Here is an 18,325-nt window from a genome sequence, read left to right as displayed (position 1 = left end):
GCGGGTGCTCACGAGTACGACCTCCGCTGGTCCGGCGGCGGGATCTCCGCGCCCTTGTATTCGACCGGGATCCCGCCGAGCGGGTAGTCCTTGCGCTGGGGGTGGCCGTCCCAGTCGTCCGGCATCAGGATCCGGGTCAGCGCCGGGTGGCCGTCGAAGACGATCCCGAACATGTCCCAGGCCTCCCGCTCCTGCCAGTCGGCGGTCGGGTAGGTCTCCACCAGCGACGGCACGTGCGGGTCCTCGATGTCGAGGGTGACCTCGAGCCGGATCCGGCGCCGGTAGGTCAGCGACGTGAAGTGGTAGACCGCGTGCAGCCGCTGCGGGACGTCGACGCCGTAGTCCACCCCGGACACCGACGACAGCAGCTCGAAGCGGAGACCGCCGTCGTCGCGCAGCGTCTTCGCGATCGCGGGCAGGTGCTCGCGGGCGACGTAGAAGGTGATCTCGCCGCGGTCGACCGTGGTCTGCAGGATCGCCTCGGCGGGGATCTTGCGCTCGGCCAGCGCGGCGTAGAACTCGTCGGCGAACTGGTCGAACCAGCCGCCGTACGGGCGCTCGGCCGGCGCCGGGCTGTAGGCCGGGAGCCGGACGCCGCCGTAGCCGGAGGTGTCACCGCTGCCCTGGACGCCGAACATGCCGCGGCGTTCGCGGCCGGTGACGACGGCTTCGGCCGCGCCCGGCCCCTTCGCCGTCAGGCCGGTTTCCGCGCGCTCGGCGCTGGACTGCTCTTCGCCGGGTTGGGGGTTCTCAGTCATCGCTCTACTTCTTCGCGTACTTGATCGAGGACGCGACGAGCTCGGTGCGCTCCCCGCTCGCGGCGCGGAGGGCGGCGCGGCGGGCGTTGATCGGCTCGTCCTGGATCTTGGCGTGCAGCTTGAGAATCGCGTCCAGCAGCATCTCCGGCCGCGGCGGGCAGCCGGGCAGGTACATGTCGACCGGCACGATGTGGTCGACGCCCTGGACCACGGCGTAGTTGTTGAACATGCCGCCGGAGGAGGCGCAGACGCCCATGGCCAGGACCCAGCGCGGCTCGGCCATCTGGTCGTAGATCTGGCGCAGGACCGGGGCCATCTTCTGCGTGACGCGCCCGGCGACGATCATCAGGTCGGCCTGCCGCGGCGTCGCGCTGAAGCGCTCCATGCCGAAGCGGGCGATGTCGTAGCGGGAGCCGCCGACCGTCATCATCTCGATCGCGCAGCAGGCGAGGCCGAAGGTGGCGGGCCAGAGCGAGTTCTTGCGCGCCCAGTTGACGAGGCCTTCGAGGCTGGCCAGCAGGATGCCGTTGGGGAGTTTTTCTTCCAGGCCCATGGGTCTAGTTCCAATCCAGGCCGCCGCGCCGCCACACGTAGGCGTACGCGAAGCCGACCGTCGCGATGAACAGCAGGATCTCCACCAGGCCGAACGTGCCCAGCGCGTTCGCCTGCACGGCGAACGGGTAGAGGAAGACCATCTCGATGTCGAACAGGATGAACAGCATCGCGGTGATGTAGTACGCGACCGGCATCCGCCCGGCGCCGACGAGCGGCTGCGGTGACGGCTCGATGCCGCACTCGTAGGCGGACAGCTTGGCCTTGTTGTACCGGCTGGGGCCGACGAGCGGCCCGAGCAGGACCGACAGCACGGCGAAACCGAGCGCCAGGACGAACAAGATCACGATGGGCAGGTAGGGCTTCAGGCTCGGGGCCTCTTGGGCCAGCTGCACCGTGTCGGTCCGGGTCAGCAACGTCAGCACGGGGTCTTCGCCATCCTTTCCGCGCCGCTGCGGTTGTGCGTGTGGTGGGGAACCGCTGGGCCTCGTCGGCACCCTAAGGGACCTGGGTCACACCGCCGAGGGTCAGGGTCTCCTTACGGCCCGTGGCTGGACCGGGAGCAGCTTGTGAAATAGTTCACAAGCCACTCGTCGCGGATGTGAAGCGATTCACAAAGCATGGGGGGAGTCTAGGACGCGACTCACACTCTTGTCCCTAGTACCCCGTGTTATAAGGGTCGCCTAAGTTTTGCCGCCATCGTTGTCACGGGTCGGCAACACCGCGCGCGCGACCTGCGCGAAAGGCGTCCAAGATCGCGTTCCGGAGGGACAAAACGGGCGCTGACCTGTGATCTATCCCACTGACCGCACGGCCAACTTGTTAGGCCACTCGTGTGTCCGCGCGCGGGTCAGCGCGGGCTCGGGGTCACCTTCGCCAGGGCCGCGATCAGGCGGTCGACGCCGTCGCCGCCCTTGGCGTCGTAGCAGCCCGACAGGCCCTTGTAGACCAGCGGCAGGAGCTTGTTGATGCGCAGCCCGTACTTGGTGCAGGCGTGCATGATCTTCGGCTTGCCGATGATCTTCGCGAAGACGTTGCCCAGCGCGTAGTAGCCGCCCATGAGCTCGCCGACCGCGCGCGGGTACGCCTCGAGAGCGCGTTCGCGGGAAGGCCCTTCACGCCGCGCGAGCGCCTGCACGACGACCTCCGCCGCGATCTGCGCGGACTCCATCGCGGCCGAGATGCCCTCGCCGTTGAACGGGCTGACCATGCCGCCCGCGTCGCCGAGCAGCAGCAGGCCGTCGCGGTAGTGCGGGGTGCGGTTGAAGCCCATCGGCAGGCCGGCGCCGCCGACCTTGCCGATCGCGTTCTCCTCGCGGTAGCCCCATTCCTCCGGCGTCCCGTCGAGCCACTGGCGCAGCAGCGCGCGGTAGTCGGTGTTCCGGAACGACGCCGACGTCGAGAGCATGCCGAGGCCGACGTTCACCGTGCCGTCGCCGAGGGGGAACGCCCAGCCGTAGCCCGGCAGCAGCTTCGGGTTCCGCGGATCGGACTTGTCCCACAGCTCGAGGTGGCCCTCGATGAACGGGTCGTCGTGGCGCGGGCTCTTGTAGTACTGGCGCACCGCCACGCCCATCGGGCGCTTCTCGTTCTTCTGGATGCCGACGCTCAGCGCGAGCCGCGCGGACACGCCGTCGCAGGCCAGGACCAGCGGCGCGCGGTAGCGCACCGGCGTCTTCTCCGGGCCGACCTTCGCCTCGACGCCGACCACGCGCCCGGTCGCGTCGGTGATCGCGCTCGTCACGGTGGTGCGCTCGTACAGCCGCGCGCCCGCCTTCACGGCCAGCTTCGCGAGGAGGTCGTCGAAGTCGTGGCGGGTGCGGGAAACGCCGTACGGCGGGTAGCTCGTCAGGTCCGGCCAGTCGAGCTCCAGCGTCAGGTCGCCGGTGAGGATCCGCAGGCCGCGGCTGTGCACCCAGCCCGCGTCCTCGCTGGTGTCGATACCCAGGTCGATCAGCTGCTTGACGCCACGCGGGGTCAGGCCGTCGCCGCACACCTTCTCGCGGGGGAACTCGGTCTTCTCCAGCAGGAGGACGTCGACGCCCGCGCGGGCCAGGTAGGTGGCCACGGTGGACCCAGCGGGTCCGGCGCCGACGACGATGACTTCGGCGTCCTGGTCTGCGGTGCGTCGCGTCATATGCGCGAGTTTAGGCAGGCTTCCGGGCGCGGTGGATCGCCACGACGCCGAATGTGAGGTTCAACCACTCGACGTCGGTCCAGCCCGCGCCGGCGATGATCTCGCCGAGCGTGCGCTGGTCGGGCCACGCGAGCATCGATTCGGCCAGGTAGGAGTACGCCTCCGGGTTGGACGACGTGCGCTTGCCGACCCAGGTCAGCAGCTTCAGCATGAACCGCCGGTGGATGAACCGGATCGGCGCGAACGGCGGAGTCGAGACCTCGCAGATCACCAGCCGGCCGCCCGGCTTGACCACTCGGGCGATCTCGGTGAGCGCGGCCTTCGTGTCGACGAAGTTGCGCAGCGCGAGGGAGATCGTCACGGCGTCGAAGCTCTCGTCGGCGAAGGGCAGGTTGAGCGCGTCGGCCGCAACCATCGGCACGTTCCGGTGCTTGCCGGCGCGCAGCATCCCGAAGGAGAAGTCCGCGGCCAGGCACCAGGCGCCCCCGCGGGCGTACTCGACGGTGGACACGCCGGTGCCGGCGGCGAGGTCCAGGACCTTTTCGCCGCGGCGGGCGTCGAGCACCCGGGCGGTGGTGGTGCGCCAGCGCCGGTCGAAGCCGAACGTCATGAACGAGTTCGCCCGGTCGTACCCGGACGCGACGCCGTCGAACATCGCGGCGACTTCGTGCGGATCCTTGTCCAGGCTTGCGCGTGACATGGGTCGAGATTAGTCGGGTTCGCTCAATGGAACGCGGCCAGCATCCCCGCCACCGCCGCGGGCCAGGTGAACTCCTCTGCCCGAGCTCGTGCCGCCGCACGCCGGGTGTCCTCCGGGCTCTCCAGGAGGCTTGTGACGGCCGACGCGAACGCGGGCGCGTGGTCGTCCACCGCCGCGCCACACCCGGGACGCACGATCTCCCGCAGCGCCGACGACGCCGACACCACCACCGGCGTCCCCGACGCCAGGGCCTCCAGCGCGGCCAGCCCGAACGTCTCGTGCGGTCCCGGTGCCAGGGAGACGTCCGCGCTGGCCAGCAGCCGCGCGACGTCGCCACGGCCGGACAGGAACCCCAGGAAGGTCACCGGCAGCCCGCGCGCCCGGCGTTCCAAGGCCCGCCGTCGCGGCCCGTCGCCCGCCACCACCAGCCGCACGTTCGCCCCCGCCTCCGTCAGCGAAGCGACGGTGTCCACGCTGCGCTCCACGTGCTTCTCCGGCGACAGCCGTCCACAGTGGACCAGCAGGGCGTCCGCGCCAGCGGCCAGGTCCGTGCGCCAGCCGTCGTCGCGCATAGCGGGCCGGAAGGTCGCCAAGTCGACACCGAGCGGCACCCGGCGGACGTTCGGCGCGGCGATCCGGTCGAACTCGGCGCGGGCGAACGCGGTCGTGCAGACGACAGTGTCGTAGCTGGCGGCCATCCGCCGGTTCGCGGCGTCGGCGACGCGGCGCGCCACCGGTTCGGGCAGCAGGAACTGCTCCAGCAGGCGGTCGAGCCGTTCGTGGGAGATGACCGTGCTGGGGACGCCGTGGCGCCGCGCCCAGCCGCCCATCCCCCGCAGCGTCAGGCGGTCGGACACCTCCAGCCGATCCGGCTCGAGCCTGCGCAGGACCGCGCGGACGCGGTGCGGGTCGACCGCGCGGTAGCCGCCGGTGCCGGGGATTTTCGGCGCGGGCAGGGAAAACCGGCGCACCCCGGTCGGCAGGACCTCGTCGGCGTACCGGGTGCCGGGCACCACGAGCGTCACCTCGTGCCCGCTGGCGACGTACCCGGCGCCGAGGTGGTGCAGCGCGGTGCGCAGCCCGCCCGAGCGTGGCCCGTAGAAGTTGGCGAGCTGGACGATGTGCATGGTCAGGCCGCGCGGGCGGCCCGGCCCTGCACGGCTTCGTAGTGCCCCATCAGCTCGCGGCAGACGGCGGGCCAGGTCCGGCCGAGCACGACCTTGCGCGCCTTCTCGCCGAGCCTCGCCCGCAACGCGGCGTCGCGCAGGGCGTCGACCTTCTCGACCAGCGCCGGGCCGAACAGCTCGCGGTCCGCGGGCAGCAGGTAGCCGGTGCGGCCGGGCAGGACGAGGTCCTTCGGGCCACCGGCGTCCGGCGCGAGCACCGGCAGGCCGGACGCCATCGCCTCCTGCACCGCCTGGCAGAACGTCTCGTGCGGGCCGGTGTGGACGAAGACGTCGAAGCTCGCGTACGCCTTCGAGAGGTCTTCGCCGTACTTCGCGCCGAGGAAGGCCGCACCGGGCAGCTGCTCCCGGAGGCTTTCGAGTTCGGGCCCGTCCCCGACGACGACCACGCGGATCCCCGGCATCCCGGCCAGCGCGGCCAGCCGGCCGACCTCCTTTTCGGGCGCCAGCCGGCCGACGAACCCCACGAGCAGCTCGCCGTCCGGCGCCAGCTCGGCCCGCAACGCCGGGTCGGCGTGCTCCGGGGAGAAGCGCTCGATGTCGACCCCGCGGGCCCACCGGTGCACGCGCGGGACGCCGTGCAGCTCCAGCTGCTCGACGGAGTCGCTCGACGGGGCGAGGGTCCGGTCGGCGCGCGAGTGCAGCCGCCGCACCCAGCGCCAGGCAGCGCGGGCGGCGATGCCGAAGCCGTACGCGGCGGCGAACCCGGCGATGTCGGTCTGGTAGACCGCGATCGACGGGACGCGCAGCCGTCTCGCCGCGGCGAGCCCGCGCGCGCCGACCACGAACGGCGAGGCCAGGTGGACGACGTCCGGGCCGAACGCGGTGAGCGCGTTCAGCACGGTGCGCGTGGGCAGGCCGATGGGCAGGGAGTTCACCCCGGGCACGTCCAGCGCGGGGATCCGCACCACGGGCGCGCCGCGGTAGGAGTCCGGGCCGGGGCCGGGGGCGATGATCAGCACGTCGTGCGCGCGTTCGCGCAGGTGCTCGACGACCCGCAGGACGGAGTTGGTCACGCCGTTCACCTGGGGCAGGAAACTTTCGGTGACTATGGCGACTCGCACGTCCTGGACGATCGCACCCGATCCTGGCGACCGCGTGACACGGCGGCCAACGCTGCCGGAACAGATCGGCTACGACATGTCATCTCAAGGTCGTCCGCCGGAAACCAGGGTGGCCCAGACTAAGCAGGCATGACCCTCTTGTCCTCACGGCCGCCGCGGCCCGTCGAGCCCGGCCTGCTGTCGAGGGCGCTCGAAGTGGCCGGGCGGCTGGCCAACGACGCCACCGACGTGATCACCGCGACCGCCGGCCGCGGCGCCCACCCATCGACGTTGGATTCGCCGTTCGACTGGGTCACCGACACGGACAGAATTCTGGAGCGCCACACCAGGCGGGTCCTCACGGCGGAGTTCCCGGGCATCCCGGTGGTGGGTCACGAGTTCGGCGCCGACCACGGCGCCGACGTGGCCGAGTACCGCTGGGTGGTGGACTCGGTGGACGGCACGGCGAACTACGTGGCCGGGGTGCCCTGGTGCGCGTACAGCCTGGCCCTGGTGGACGCGGCGGGCCCGGTGGTGGGGGTGGTGGCGGACCCGTACCGAGCCCAGATCTACGCGGCGGCCCGCGGAAGGGGAGCCCGCGCGAACGGCAAGCCGGTGAAGCTCCAGGACCGCTGTGTGACAGCGGGCGCGCTGGTGTGCACGGAGTTCGCGCGGCGCGGCCCTTGGCCCGGAATGGGCGGCTTCATCGAGCGAGCGGCGGCGGCGCACGCCGGAGTCCGGGTCCTGGGCTCGGCGGCGTTGTCGATCGCCCAGGTGGCATTGGGCCACGCGGCGGCGGCGGTGCTGCACAGCTACCACGAGTGGGACGTGGCCGGATCGGTGGCAATGGCGATCGAAGCGGGCGCGGTGGTGCTGGACAAGCACGGCGAGGACACGGCATTGCCGACGGACGGCCTGCTGGTGGCGGCGCCCGGGGTGGCGGACGAGGTCCTGGGCTGGTGGCAGGAGACGGCTCACGCGGGCTGAGTTGTCCACAACGGGTCCGGCTATCCACAGATTCGCCGCATCACCCGTTTGTGCAGCCCACCGCCGATAGACTGGAACAGGGCACGCCCCCCAGGGTGTGGCGGGGCGCTGTCTGGGCGGCCTGGGGCCCCAACCCGCACCTGGCTGCACAAAGCCAGCCAACCACCCGCCCTACACCTGCCCCGCCCCTCGTCCCAGCCGCAAGGAAACCGCACCGGGATTCGGCTTCTGGATGGGCTTCACAGGCGACGACTTCGTCGGCTGGTGGATCCTGCGCCCACCCCACGGCCCGGACCAGCCGAAGATCGAGGGCGAGGCCGAGCTGGGCTACCGCCTGCTGCGCCGCCACTGGCGGCAGGGATACGCCACCGAAGGTGCACGCGAACTGATCCGCTACGGGTTCGAGGAGCTGGGCCTGAACCGCATCTTCGCCCAGACGATGGCGGTCAACACGCCTTCCCGCGCAACGATGGCATCGGCCGGAATGACGTTCGCACGGACATTCTCCTCGGCCGAGGAGTACGAAGTAGTGCTTCCCGGAACGGAGCACGGCGAGGTCGAGTACGCGATCACGCGTCGCCAGTGGCAGGAGACGCGGGGCTGAGTCACCCTCCGGCAGCAAGGGCTGCCCACCGCCGAACCGCACCAGCCACCGCAACCAACCACCCGCCCTACACCTGCCCCGCCCCTCGTCCCAGCCGCAGTCAGCACCGGAGAGCCGGGGTCAAGGGTGAGCGAAGCTCATCGCGGAGCGACGCCGAAGGCGCCCTTGAGGCCGGCTCTCCGGTGTTGAACAATCAAAGGACGAGGAGCGGGGAACTCCATCAAGCGAGAGCAGCAGCCGCAGCCCGCCGATTCAACCGCCGGATCCACCAAAGCAACGGCCCGGCCACCAGCCAGGTGAAGAACACAAAACTCCCCAACGGCAACAACGTCAAAGCAGCCGACCGCCCAGCCACCCGAGCCAGCTCCGGATCCGAAGCGTCGTACTCGATCCGCACCAGCTGCCCAGCCGCCAGCCCATCCGGATACAACACCCCGTTCGCCGGGCTGTGCACAATCCCATCCGGCGTCTCGAAGTGGATGATCGTCCGATCGAACGCCACCGAATCGACCGTCGCCGTCGCCGTACCCAGCTGCGAAGAGATCGCGCTGTCGTTGCGGATCGCCGCGAACACCAGGCAGACGCACATCACCGTGAGGAGTGAGGCGGCGCCGAGGGTGACCCACCACCCGACGCGCCTCACCCGCTCACCTCTCGTGCTCACGCCGCGAGCGTAGCGGTCCCGCTCAGCCCGCGTGCCCGGCGGCGAGGAACCGGTGGTTCGCCTGGATCTGGTCGAACGACCGAGGCTTGGCGACAGCGACAGCCGGGGCCGACGCCGCGAGCCGGGAAGCAGCAGCAGCCCCGTTCGGGCCCACCGCCGGCTTGCCCGCCGTGTACAGCCACGTCTGGAACAGGTCGTGCAGCGGCTTGCCCGAAATCTTCTCCGCCAGCGCGATGAACTCCTGGATCCGCCCGGAAGAGCCCGCCTTCTGGACCTGCCACGCCTTCAGGATGGCGAAGAACGCCTGGTCACCGACCGCCGTCCGCAGCGCCTGCAGCGTCAGTGCGCCCCGGTCGTACACCGCGTTGTCGAACTGGTTGTCCGCGCCCGGGTCGGCCGGGACCAGCTTCCACAGGTCGCCGTCGGCCGGGTTCGAGTCGTACGTGTACTGCGCCAGCTCGGCGACCGTGCCCTCGCCCTCGTGCTCCGACCACAGCCACTCCGCGTACGACGCAAAGCCCTCGTTCAGCCAGATGTCGCTCCACCGTCCCAGCGAGACGTTGTCGCCGAACCACTGGTGGGCGTTCTCGTGCGCGATCAGCGTCGTGTTCGAGCCCGCGCGGAAGTTGCGGACGCCGTACGTCGGCCGGGTCTGGTTCTCCAGGGAGAAGCCGATGCCGCTGGTCACGACGCCGCCTTCGGCCTCGAACGGGTACGGGCCGAACTGGGTGGCCAGGAACTCGTCGATCTCCGGCGTCCGCTCGACGCTGGCCTTCGCCGCGTACAGCGAGTCGCCCAGGTCGGCGCCGTACGCCGTGATGAACGGCTTGCCGTCCGGCGTGGTCGATTCGACGACCTCGTACTTGCCGACGATGAACGACGTCAGGTAGGTCGCCTGCGGCTTCGTGCTGCGCCACTGCCAGCGGGTCCAGCCGGCGCGCTGCTTGGTCTTGCGGACGAGCGTGCCGTTGGAGATGGCCGCGTTGTCGTCCGGCGCCTCGATCGAGACGTCGTAGGTCGCCTTGTCGGTCGGGTGGTCGTTGGCCGGGAACCACCACGCCGAGCTCTGCGGCTCGTCGATGCCGAGCGCGCCGAAGGAGCCCTTCTTCCACGCGTTGAGCCCGTCCACCGTCTCGGTCGACGGCGTGTCCGAGTAGGCGACGACGACGGTCGCGGTCTGGCCCTTGAGCAGCGGCTGCGCCGGCGTGATGACGAGCTCGCCGTTGCCGGTCTGGTTGGTGAACTGGGCGGGGCGGTTGTTCACCCGCACGCTCGACGCCTTCAGCGCGAAGTCCAGGTCGAAGCGCGAAAGGTCCTGCGTGGCGGTGAGCAGCAGCGTCGTGGTGCCGGACAGGAGGTCGGTCGCGGGCTGGTAGGTCAGCCGGATGTCGTAGTGCAGCACGTCGGTGCCGCCGTTGCCGGCGTTCGGGTAGTACGGGTCGCCGACGCCGGGGGCGCCGGGCGCGGGCGCCGCGCTCGCGGTGCCGGCGAGCAGCACCGAGACGACGCCGGCCGCGAGCGCACCGAGACCGGTGCGCGTTCTTGCACGCATTCGAAATCCTCCAACGGAGTGAGAAGCAGCGCGCTCGAACGTAGCCAGCCAGGAACACCCCAGGAACAGCCGAAGGGAGGTTTCTTGCCTGCTGGGATTACACCCGGAAAGCGGTTGACGTCAGCTCGCCGAGACGGCCGCGGACACCGCCGTGCGCAGCCGGGCGTGCAGGTCGCGGTGCCGCGACCGGTCCACCCGCACCTCGACGACCCGCAGCCCCGGCGCCGGTTCCAGAGCGGCCCGGAACTCCGTCAGCGTCTCCGCGACGACGTGCGGGACGCGGTAGCCGGCGCACAGCGCGCCCAGGTCGGCGCCGTGCGGGGTGCCGAACACCCGCTCGAAGCTCGCCGAGTGCTCCGGCGCGCCCTGTTCGAGCAGGGAGAAGATGCCGCCGCCGTCGTCGTTGAGCACCACGATCGTCAGGTCGGGCCGCTGCTCCGCGGGGCCGGTCAGCAGCCCCGACGCGTCGTGCAGGAACGTCAGGTCGCCCAGGAGCGCGTACGACGGCCCGCGGTGCACGTACGCGGCGCCGATGGCCGTCGAGACCGTGCCGTCGATGCCCGCGACGCCGCGGTTGCGGTGCACGAGGACGTCCGGGCGCAGCCGGCCGGCCAGCGCGACGTCCCGGGTCGGGTTGGACGAGCCGACGACCAGCAGGGAGTCCGGTGGCAGCGCGTCCACCAGCTCGGTCGCCACCCGCAGCCCCGACGGCCACGCTTCCGAAGCCAGCGTCGCCGCCACCGCGGACGCGGCCGCCGCGTCGGCCCGGCGCCAGCTCGCCAGCCACTCCGGGTCGGCGGGCTTGGTCGGCTCGTCGAACCACTGCCCGACCTGCCGGACGTTGTGCGCGGGCGCCGGCCAGTCCGAGTCCGGGCGGACCAGCAGTACCTCGACGTCGGCGTCCGAGAGCACCTTCTGGATCTGCCGGAACACCGTCGGCCGGCCGAGGCAGAGCACCTGCTCCGGCTTGTGCTTGCTGATGAACTCCTCCACGGCCAGCAGCCACACCCCGGACGAGATGGCCGTGCCGCCGGACAGCCCGAGGCCGCCGGTCTCCGACACGACCGGCCAGCCGTGCTGCTCGGCCCACTCGCTGGCCGCCTGGACGCCGGTGTCACACGCGATGACCAGGCCGTGCCGCGCCGAGGGCACCACGAACGACGGCAGCGCGCCGAAGTCGGGCAGCTCGGTCCAACGGGAGCCGTCGGGGCGGCCGTCCAGGGATTCGTACCATTCGCCGTCGTCGTCCAGGTCCGGCACGAGCGGCTCGCGGAACGGGATGTTCAGGTGCACCGGCCCGCAGCGCCACTCGCCGTAGGCGGCGTTCCACGCCCGGCAGATCTGGCTGCGCCAGTACGAGTTCTGCCCGGCTCGCCGTTCGGCGACGGCCAGCTCGTCGAAGTAGCGGACGGCGTCGCCGTAGAGCTGGTGCTGGTCGATGACCTGCGACGCCCCGGCCGCGCGCAGCTCGGGCGGCCGGTCGGCGGTCATGACGATCAGCGGGACGCCGGCCCGGTCGGCCTCCAGGACGGCCGGGTGGAAGTTCGCGGCCGCGGTGCCCGACGTGCAGAGCACGGCCACCGGGCGGCCGGTGCGGGCGGCGATGCCGAGGGCGAGGAACGCGGCCCCGCGCTCGTCGATGCGGACGTGCAGCTGGAGCTTCCCGGCCGCCGCCGCGTCGTAGAGCGCGATCGACAGCGGCGCGTTGCGGGAGCCCGGGCAGAGGACGACGTGCGAAACGGTGTTGCGGACGAGTTCGTCGACGATGACCATGGCCTGCGCGGTGGAAGGGTTCACCGGCAGGCTCCGTCGCGATCAGAAGTGTCCACAGGTCCTATTCTCCCAAACGTGGATGACGCCCGAGTTTCCGAGCTGTTCGACCCCGCCGCGTGGACCGAGGTCGAAGGTTTCGCCTTCACCGACATCACCTACCACCGCTCCGCTGAGAGCCGCGGTGGCAAACGCGTCGTGCGGATCGCGTTCGACCGCCCGGAGGTCCGCAACGCCTTCCGGCCGCACACCGTCGACGAGCTCTACCGGGCGCTGGACCACGCCCGGATGAGCGCCGACGTCGGCTGTGTCCTGCTCACCGGCAACGGCCCCTCGCCCAAGGACGGCGGGTGGGCGTTCTGCTCCGGTGGTGACCAGCGTATTCGCGGACGCTCCGGGTATCAGTACGCGAGCGGGGAGACCTCCGACACGGTGGACCCCGCCCGGGCCGGCCGGCTGCACATCCTCGAGTGCCAGCGGCTCATCCGGTTCATGCCGAAACCGGTGATCGCGGTGGTGCCGGGCTGGGCCGCGGGCGGCGGGCACTCCCTGCACGTCGTGTGCGATCTCACCCTCGCCTCGGCCGAGCACGCGAAGTTCAAGCAGACCGACGCCGACGTCGGCTCGTTCGACGGTGGCTACGGCTCGGCGTACCTGGCGAAGATGGTCGGCCAGAAGTTCGCCCGCGAGATCTTCTTCCTCGGCCGCGAGTACTCCGCCGAGCAGATGCACCACATGGGCGCGGTCAACGCCGTCGTCCCGCACGCCGACCTGGAAAAAGAGGCCCTGACCTGGGCGTGGGAGATCACCCGCAAGTCGCCGACGGCGCAGCGGATGCTCAAGTACGCGTTCAACCTCACCGACGACGGCCTGGTCGGCCAGCAGCTGTTCGCCGGCGAGACGACCCGCCTGGCGTACATGCAGGACGAAGCCGTCGAAGGCCGTGACGCGTTCCTCGAGAAGCGCGACCCCGATTTCAAGGACGTCCCCTATTACTACTGAGCTGCTCCCGGTCCACCTCGACGGCTCGCCGTCCGCGCTCGGCGCGCTGAACAGAGCCGTCGCGGACGCGCTGGGCGGCGGCCCGGCGGTGCTGCCGTTCACCGACCCCGCGCTGCGGGACGCCATGGCGCCGGACGAGCCCGCCGAGCCGGGCACCGCCGTGGTCATCGCCACGTCGGGCTCGACCGGCGCGCCCAAGGGCGTGCTGCTGTCGGCCCGCGCGCTGACCGCGTCCGCCGAGGCCACGCACGCGCGGCTCGGCGGGCCGGGGCACTGGCTGCTGGCCACCCCGGCGCACTACATCGGCGGGCTGCAGGTGCTGGTCCGGTCGCTGCTGGCCGGGACGACGCCGTCGCTGCTGACCGGCACCGGCTTCCGCCCGGACGACTTCGCGGCCGCGGCGGCGGCGCTGAAGGGCAGCCCGCGGTACACGGCGCTGGTGCCGACCCAGCTGGTCCGCCTGCTCGACGACGGCGGCGCGGGCCTGGCCGCGGCGAGGACGTTCGACGCCATCGTGATCGGCGCCGCGGCGACGTCCGCGGGCCTGCGGGAACGCGCCGCCGACGCGGGCGTCCGGATCGTGCCCGCGTACGGGATGAGCGAGACGGCCAGCGGCTGCGTCTACGACGGCGTCCCCCTCGACGGCGTCCGCGTCGACGTCTCCGGGGACCGGATCCGCATCGCCGGGGACGTCCTCGCGCACGGCTACCGGCGGCAGCCGGACCTGACCGCCGAGGCGTTCTCGGACGGCTGGTTCACCACGTCCGACCGGGGAATCAAGCACGACGACGGCCGGATCGAGGTGCTCGGCCGGGCCGACGACATGATCAACACCGGTGGCGTGAAGGTCTCGGCGAACGCGATCGAGCGGTGCCTGTGCGCGCAACCGGGCGTGCGGGACGCGTGCGTCGTCGGCCTGCCGGACCCGGAGTGGGGCGAGGCGGTGGTCGCGCTGGTCGTCCCGGAAGGCGAACACGGGGACCTGCGGGCGGCCGTCCGGGCGGAACTGGGCGCGGCGGCGACCCCCAAGCGCATCGAATTCGCCACGGAACTGCCCCTGCGCGGCCCCGGAAAGATCGACCGCACGGCGGTGCAAGCCCGTCTTCAGTAGCGTTTGCGCGGCTGAATGGCGGTACTTCGTTGACACGCACAGGGTGCGCCCGCTTGGCTACTCACCATGACGCGCTGGATCAGAATCGCCTTCGCCGCCACCGCCGTCACGCTGGGCATCCTCCTGCCCGCAAGCGCGGCCCTCGCCGACAGTGTGGACCCGAACAGCGGTTCGCTCGTCTGGCAGCTGCCGACGTCCGACTGAGTTCCGCGCTCTGATCACCATGGCGTTGAATGGCGCCATGGCGAGTGTGAGCGAGTGGATCGAAGGAGCCCGGCCGCGGACGCTGCCCAACGCGGTGGCGCCGGTGGTGGCGGGAGTCGGCGCGGCGATCGCGCTGGACGCGTTCTCCTGGTGGCGTTCGGTGCTGGCGCTGCTCGTTTCCCTCTCGCTGATCGTCGGCGTCAACTACGCCAACGACTACTCCGACGGCATCCGCGGCACGGACGAAAACCGCGTCGGCCCGCTGCGGCTGGTCGGGTCGAAGGTCGCCGCGCCCAAGGCGGTGCTGACGGCGGCGCTGGTCTCCCTCGGCCTGGCCGGGGTGCTCGGCCTGGTCCTGGTGGCGGTCAGCGGACACTGGTGGCTCCTGGGCATGGGCGCGCTGTGCATCCTCGGCGCGTGGTTCTACACCGGCGGAAAGAAGCCTTACGGCTACTACGGCTTCGGCGAGATCGCGGTGTTCGTGTTCTTCGGCCTGGCCGGCGTGCTCGGCACGGTGTACGTCCAGGCGGGCCGGGTCAGCTGGGCGGCACTGGCGTGCGCGGTCGCGGTCGGCTGCTTCTCGACGGCAGTCCTGACCGCCAACAACCTGCGTGACATCCCGACGGACATCGAGTCCGGCAAGCGCACCCTGGCGACCCGCCTGGGCGACCAGGGCACCCGGCGGCTCTACCTGGCGCTCATCGCGGTGCCGTACGTGCTCAGCGGAATCCTGCAGTTCACCACGCACTCGCTCGCCGCGCTCACGGTGCTGAGCGCCGCCCTGCTGCCCCAGTCCGTGATGGCGATCCTCCGGAACGCGACCGGCCGCAAGCTCATCCCCGCGCTGCGCGACACCGGGCTCGCGATGCTCGCCTGGGCCGCGCTGGCGGCGTTCGGCCTCAACCTCTAGCGCCAGTTCGCGTCGTCCAGCTCGCGGATCAGGAACGTCCGGTCGGCCGGGTCGACCACGGCCGTCAGCTCCCGTCCCGGCGTGAGATCCGGGCGGTACCCCGTGGTGACGACCGCTTCGAACGCCGGGAAACCCGGTCCGCTGACGCGCAAGGTCAGGCGAAGCGGGTTGTCGTCACCGCCGCCTTCTTCGGCCGCGAGGATCTCGGCTTTCGCGGGAAGGCCGACCTCGTCCAGCCGGAGCAGCCGGCGCTTCGCCCGGGTCGTGCCGCGCCACAGGCCGATCCCGGTGGGGACCAGCACGACCGTCAGCACTCCGCCCAGGACGAACTGCGCCGTCCCCCCGGCCGAGGCCGCCACGGCCGGGCCGGCCGCGACAAGCAGCACACTGAGCAGGCGCCAGCCGGTGTTGCGGCCGCGGCCGACGCCCTGCACTTCGACGAACCCGGATTCGGTCACCCGGCCGAGCGTAGTCAAAGCTCCGGGAACTTCCCGGTCGCCAGGAAATCCTCGAACAACGCCGTGTGCGGCGCCAGGTCCAGGCCCTGCTGCGCCAGCCACTCGTCGTTGTAGTAGGTGTGCGCGTACCGCTCGCCGCCGTCGCAGAGCAGCGTCACGACGCTGCCCGCCTGGCCGTCCTCGACCATCCGGGAGATGAGCCGGAACGCGCCGTAGAGGTTGGTGCCGGTCGAGCCGCCCGCCCAGTGCCCGGTCCGCTCGCGCAGCAGCCGGATGGCCGCCAGGGACCCGGCGTCGGGGATCTGGAACATCTCGTCGATGACGCCGGGGACGAACGACGGCTCGCAGCGCGGCCGCCCGATGCCCTCGATCCGCGACGGCATGCCGGTCCCGTAGTCCAGGGCCCCGGTCTCCCAGGCGCCGTAGAACGACGAGTTCTCCGGGTCGACGACGCAGATCTTCGTCGTGTGGCGCTTGTAGCGCACGTACCGGCCGAAGGTCGCGCTCGTGCCGCCGGTGCCCGCGCCGACGACGATCCACCGCGGGATCGGGTGGCGCTCCGAGCGCATCTGCGCGAACACCGACTCGGCGATGTTGTTGTTGCCGCGCCAGTCCGTCGCGCGCTCGGCGTAGGTGAACTGGTCGAGGTAGTGGCCGCCGCACTCGGCCGCGAGCCGTTCCGCCTCCGGGTACATCGCCGGGGCTTCGTCGACGAAGTGGCACTCGCCGCCGTAGAACTCGATGAGCGCGACCTTCTCCTGCGAGGTGCGCCGCGGCACGACGGTGATGAAGCGCAGGCCGAGCATCCGGGCGAAGTAGGCCTCGGACACCGCGGTCGACCCGCTGGAGGCCTCGACGAGCACGGTGTCCGGCCCGATCTGGCCGTTGACCAGCCCGTACAGGAACAGCGAGCGGGCCAGCCGGTGCTTGAGCGAGCCGGTCGGGTGGACCGACTCGTCCTTGAGGTAGAGGTCGATGCCCCACTCCGGGGGCAGCGGGAAGACGTGCAGGTGCGTGTCGGCGCTGCGGTTGGCATCGGCCTCGATGATCCGGACGGCCTCGCGCACCCAGCTGCGGCTGTGCGTGCTCACTCGGACTGCCCGGCGGCGTCGCCCCGCAGCTGCGCGCGCAGCTCGGCGCGGGCGCGGGCGCGCTTCTCGTTGCGCTTCGCCAGCCCGGCGGTCACGCGGGCGTTGAGCGGGCGGAACAGCAGCAGGCCGAGCGGCAGCCCGACGACCAGGCCGATGACCAGGGCGACCAGCAACGGCACCCCGGCCAGGGTGAGTGCCCACGCGATCACCCCGACCAGCACGAACCGTGCCAGCAGGTACAGGGTCAGGTCACGGGGCAGGTGGCCGGCCTTCACGTCGCTCACACCAACGCAGGCTACGCCCCGCCCTGACGGTCCTTCTGCAGGCCCGCGTTGTTCGGGCGGCCCTCGAAGCGCGTCGAGAGCACCACAGTGGTGTTCGTGCGCCCGACGCCGGGGATGCGGCGGAGCCGGCCGAGCGTCCGCTCCAGCTCGTCGACGGTCGGCACGCGCACCTTGACGACGAACGCCTCGTCGCCGGCCACCGCGTAGCAGCTTTCGACCTCGTCGAGTTCGGCGAGCGCGTCGGCGACGTCGTCTTCGGTCGCGGTGTCGGTCGGGTGGATGCTGACGAGGGCGGTGACGCCGAGGCCGACCGAGCTCGGGTCGACGACCGCGTGGTAGCCGGTGATCACGCCGGCGGCTTCCAGTTTGCCCACCCGCTCGTGCACCGATGACGCGGAGAGCCCGACGGCTCGTCCGAGGTCGGCGTAAGTGGCCCGTCCGTTGATGCGCAACGCTGCGATGATCTTCCGGTCCAACTGATCCACAGGGATCACTCTATGCGGTTGGACAATCCCCCATTGGCACCACGCCTCGCCGCCGTCGACCAGGCCGGGGACATCTCCGCACGTCAGGTCACCGCAGGGTAGTTGCCCAGGGTAAACGATCTGTCCGTTTTGACCTTTAAGGGCTCTTTACTCGTGGACAACCGTTCGAGTACCCGACGGGTGAAGTGCAACGATTGCCTTGTTGGCTACCCCGGCGCGACGGGCAGAAGGGCCCGGACGCCTCCGGTATAGCAGTGAGTTCGTTAAGGAGGCGGAAAATGACCGCGACGATGGGCGGACGCCTGCTCACCCCTGGCGAGGTGGCAGCGCTCTTCCGGGTGGACCCGAAGACGGTGACGCGGTGGGCGACCGCGGGCCGGATCGGCTCGATCCGCACCCCCGGCGGGCACCGGCGGTTCCGGGAGTCCGAGGTGAACGAGCTCCTCGCCGAGCTGACCACCGACGCCAGCGAACCGGCGCGCAACGCCTGAACCAACCGCACACGGGGGCCGTGTCGGGTACGGGAACCACCCCGTCCCCCGCACGGCCCCCGGGTTATTCCCGGCCGCTTCAGGCCCACCACACGGCCGCGCGGGTTAACCTCGGTGGACAGGCAGCCATACGGAAGGATCCGGCATGCTCGCTCTGCTCGCGGCGGTCGGCGCGCTGGTCGTCGCCCTGCTCCTGTGGCGGTCGTTCGCCGGCCAGCAGATCGGGGTGACGTCGGCTCCGCGCCGGGCCCCGCTCGCGCCGGACGACGACCCCGACTTCCTGCGCCAGCTGGCCGAACAGCAGCGCAAACGCCGGGACGAAGACCTATAGGCCGCCC

The 18,325-nt window shown here is 71.3% G+C and carries 22 protein-coding genes; 8 read left to right on the top strand and 14 right to left on the bottom strand.

Annotated elements, in window-relative coordinates:
• Positions 1-8: 8 nt before the first annotated feature.
• The 7 genes from AB0J55_RS10795 to AB0J55_RS10765 all read right to left on the bottom strand — a co-directional run bounded on the left by AB0J55_RS10795 (position 9) and on the right by AB0J55_RS10765 (position 6,347).
• Positions 9-758 carry an NADH-quinone oxidoreductase subunit C gene (locus tag AB0J55_RS10795; RefSeq protein ID WP_364245732.1) on the bottom strand — a complete coding sequence of 250 codons (750 nt, stop codon included), beginning with the start codon at positions 756-758 and terminating at the stop codon, positions 9-11.
• 4 nt (positions 759-762) lie between these two features.
• A complete protein-coding gene (locus AB0J55_RS10790; RefSeq protein ID WP_364245729.1) occupies positions 763-1,311 on the bottom strand; it encodes an NADH-quinone oxidoreductase subunit B family protein in 549 nt (182 codons plus the stop codon).
• 4 nt (positions 1,312-1,315) lie between these two features.
• A complete protein-coding gene (locus AB0J55_RS10785; RefSeq protein WP_003081861.1) occupies positions 1,316-1,735 on the bottom strand; it encodes an NADH-quinone oxidoreductase subunit A in 420 nt (139 codons plus the stop codon).
• A gap of 425 nt (positions 1,736-2,160) precedes the next feature.
• Entirely contained in the window at positions 2,161-3,447 is a 1,287-nt protein-coding gene (locus tag AB0J55_RS10780) for a geranylgeranyl reductase family protein (protein WP_364245725.1), read from the bottom strand.
• A 10-nt stretch (positions 3,448-3,457) separates the two neighbouring features.
• Entirely contained in the window at positions 3,458-4,147 is a 690-nt protein-coding gene (locus AB0J55_RS10775; protein ID WP_364245722.1) for a demethylmenaquinone methyltransferase, read from the bottom strand.
• Positions 4,148-4,170: 23 nt separating this feature from the next.
• The gene (locus AB0J55_RS10770) at positions 4,171-5,274 is read right to left on the bottom strand and encodes a glycosyltransferase family 1 protein (RefSeq protein ID WP_364245720.1); all 1,104 of its coding nucleotides are present in this window, start codon (positions 5,272-5,274) and stop codon (positions 4,171-4,173) included.
• 2 nt (positions 5,275-5,276) lie between these two features.
• Positions 5,277-6,347 carry a glycosyltransferase family 1 protein gene (locus tag AB0J55_RS10765; RefSeq protein ID WP_364245717.1) on the bottom strand — a complete coding sequence of 357 codons (1,071 nt, stop codon included), beginning with the start codon at positions 6,345-6,347 and terminating at the stop codon, positions 5,277-5,279.
• Between the two features lie 177 nt (positions 6,348-6,524).
• Here AB0J55_RS10765 and AB0J55_RS10760 point away from each other — a divergent pair, with 177 nt between their 5' ends.
• The gene (locus AB0J55_RS10760) at positions 6,525-7,361 is read left to right on the top strand and encodes an inositol monophosphatase (RefSeq protein ID WP_354821305.1); all 837 of its coding nucleotides are present in this window, start codon (positions 6,525-6,527) and stop codon (positions 7,359-7,361) included.
• A gap of 97 nt (positions 7,362-7,458) precedes the next feature.
• Positions 7,459-7,965, top strand: a complete 507-nt coding sequence (locus AB0J55_RS10755) for a GNAT family N-acetyltransferase (RefSeq protein ID WP_364245714.1) — start codon at positions 7,459-7,461, stop codon at positions 7,963-7,965.
• 220 nt (positions 7,966-8,185) lie between these two features.
• On the opposite strand, the gene AB0J55_RS10750 is transcribed toward AB0J55_RS10755, so the two are convergent.
• The 3 genes from AB0J55_RS10750 to menD all read right to left on the bottom strand — a co-directional run bounded on the left by AB0J55_RS10750 (position 8,186) and on the right by menD (position 11,978).
• Positions 8,186-8,629 (bottom strand): DUF3592 domain-containing protein, encoded by a 444-nt coding sequence (locus AB0J55_RS10750; protein ID WP_364245711.1) that lies wholly within the window; start codon positions 8,627-8,629, stop codon positions 8,186-8,188.
• 22 nt (positions 8,630-8,651) lie between these two features.
• On the bottom strand, positions 8,652-10,181 hold the full coding sequence (locus AB0J55_RS10745) for a M1 family metallopeptidase (protein WP_364245708.1): 1,530 nt from the start codon (positions 10,179-10,181) through the stop codon (positions 8,652-8,654).
• 120 nt (positions 10,182-10,301) lie between these two features.
• The gene (gene menD, locus AB0J55_RS10740) at positions 10,302-11,978 is read right to left on the bottom strand and encodes a 2-succinyl-5-enolpyruvyl-6-hydroxy-3-cyclohexene-1-carboxylic-acid synthase (RefSeq protein ID WP_364245705.1); all 1,677 of its coding nucleotides are present in this window, start codon (positions 11,976-11,978) and stop codon (positions 10,302-10,304) included.
• A gap of 51 nt (positions 11,979-12,029) precedes the next feature.
• Between menD and AB0J55_RS10735 the strand changes: the two genes are divergently transcribed.
• From AB0J55_RS10735 to AB0J55_RS10720, 4 genes are all read left to right on the top strand, one after another.
• Positions 12,030-12,953: a 1,4-dihydroxy-2-naphthoyl-CoA synthase gene (locus AB0J55_RS10735; protein WP_364245702.1), complete on the top strand. Its 924-nt coding sequence runs from the start codon at positions 12,030-12,032 to the stop codon at positions 12,951-12,953.
• A 1-nt stretch (position 12,954) separates the two neighbouring features.
• Positions 12,955-14,064, top strand: coding sequence for an o-succinylbenzoate--CoA ligase (gene menE, locus AB0J55_RS10730; RefSeq protein ID WP_364246027.1), 1,110 nt, complete (start codon positions 12,955-12,957; stop codon positions 14,062-14,064).
• 66 nt (positions 14,065-14,130) lie between these two features.
• Entirely contained in the window at positions 14,131-14,268 is a 138-nt protein-coding gene (locus tag AB0J55_RS10725) for a hypothetical protein (RefSeq protein ID WP_364245699.1), read from the top strand.
• Between the two features lie 37 nt (positions 14,269-14,305).
• The gene (locus AB0J55_RS10720) at positions 14,306-15,178 is read left to right on the top strand and encodes a 1,4-dihydroxy-2-naphthoate polyprenyltransferase (protein ID WP_364245696.1); all 873 of its coding nucleotides are present in this window, start codon (positions 14,306-14,308) and stop codon (positions 15,176-15,178) included.
• Here AB0J55_RS10720 and AB0J55_RS10715 read toward each other — a convergent pair.
• Genes AB0J55_RS10715 through AB0J55_RS10700 form a run of 4 tightly spaced genes read right to left on the bottom strand, consistent with a single transcriptional unit; the run spans position 15,175 to position 17,496 of the window.
• Entirely contained in the window at positions 15,175-15,636 is a 462-nt protein-coding gene (locus AB0J55_RS10715; RefSeq protein WP_364245693.1) for a hypothetical protein, read from the bottom strand. The two genes, AB0J55_RS10720 and AB0J55_RS10715, sit on opposite strands and share 4 nt — an antisense overlap.
• A gap of 14 nt (positions 15,637-15,650) precedes the next feature.
• Positions 15,651-16,727, bottom strand: a complete 1,077-nt coding sequence (locus AB0J55_RS10710; RefSeq protein ID WP_364245691.1) for a PLP-dependent cysteine synthase family protein — start codon at positions 16,725-16,727, stop codon at positions 15,651-15,653.
• Entirely contained in the window at positions 16,724-17,011 is a 288-nt protein-coding gene (locus tag AB0J55_RS10705) for a DUF4229 domain-containing protein (protein ID WP_364245690.1), read from the bottom strand. Before AB0J55_RS10705 ends, AB0J55_RS10710 begins: the two co-directional genes overlap by 4 nt.
• Before the next feature lie 11 nt (positions 17,012-17,022).
• Complete coding sequence (locus tag AB0J55_RS10700) at positions 17,023-17,496, bottom strand: Lrp/AsnC family transcriptional regulator (protein ID WP_361081829.1); 474 nt, start codon at positions 17,494-17,496, stop codon at positions 17,023-17,025.
• A gap of 278 nt (positions 17,497-17,774) precedes the next feature.
• Between AB0J55_RS10700 and AB0J55_RS10695 the strand changes: the two genes are divergently transcribed.
• The gene (locus AB0J55_RS10695; protein WP_003081896.1) at positions 17,775-17,987 is read left to right on the top strand and encodes a BldC family transcriptional regulator; all 213 of its coding nucleotides are present in this window, start codon (positions 17,775-17,777) and stop codon (positions 17,985-17,987) included.
• A gap of 145 nt (positions 17,988-18,132) precedes the next feature.
• Positions 18,133-18,318: a hypothetical protein gene (locus tag AB0J55_RS10690; RefSeq protein WP_364245688.1), complete on the top strand. Its 186-nt coding sequence runs from the start codon at positions 18,133-18,135 to the stop codon at positions 18,316-18,318.
• Positions 18,319-18,325 lie beyond the last annotated feature (7 nt).

Source organism: Amycolatopsis sp. NPDC049688 (genome assembly GCF_040674975.1).
In the GTDB taxonomy this organism is placed as follows: domain Bacteria; phylum Actinomycetota; class Actinomycetes; order Mycobacteriales; family Pseudonocardiaceae; genus Amycolatopsis.
This window is presented reverse-complemented; position numbering and strand designations above follow the sequence as displayed.

Bases quoted from the DNA above. Each gene is read 5' to 3' on its own strand.
- AB0J55_RS10795 (WP_364245732.1), bottom strand. From the start codon at position 758: ATGACTGAGAACCCCCAACCCGGCGAAGAGCAGTCCAGCGCCGAGCGC.
- AB0J55_RS10790 (WP_364245729.1), bottom strand. From the start codon at position 1,311: ATGGGCCTGGAAGAAAAACTCCCCAACGGCATCCTGCTGGCCAGCCTC.
- AB0J55_RS10780 (WP_364245725.1), bottom strand. From the start codon at position 3,447: ATGACGCGACGCACCGCAGACCAGGACGCCGAAGTCATCGTCGTCGGC.
- AB0J55_RS10775 (WP_364245722.1), bottom strand. From the start codon at position 4,147: ATGTCACGCGCAAGCCTGGACAAGGATCCGCACGAAGTCGCCGCGATG.
- AB0J55_RS10770 (WP_364245720.1), bottom strand. From the start codon at position 5,274: ATGCACATCGTCCAGCTCGCCAACTTCTACGGGCCACGCTCGGGCGGG.
- AB0J55_RS10760 (WP_354821305.1), top strand. From the start codon at position 6,525: ATGACCCTCTTGTCCTCACGGCCGCCGCGGCCCGTCGAGCCCGGCCTG.
- AB0J55_RS10745 (WP_364245708.1), bottom strand. From the start codon at position 10,181: ATGCGTGCAAGAACGCGCACCGGTCTCGGTGCGCTCGCGGCCGGCGTC.
- AB0J55_RS10725 (WP_364245699.1), top strand. From the start codon at position 14,131: ATGACGCGCTGGATCAGAATCGCCTTCGCCGCCACCGCCGTCACGCTG.
- AB0J55_RS10720 (WP_364245696.1), top strand. From the start codon at position 14,306: ATGGCGAGTGTGAGCGAGTGGATCGAAGGAGCCCGGCCGCGGACGCTG.
- AB0J55_RS10695 (WP_003081896.1), top strand. From the start codon at position 17,775: ATGACCGCGACGATGGGCGGACGCCTGCTCACCCCTGGCGAGGTGGCA.
- AB0J55_RS10690 (WP_364245688.1), top strand. From the start codon at position 18,133: ATGCTCGCTCTGCTCGCGGCGGTCGGCGCGCTGGTCGTCGCCCTGCTC.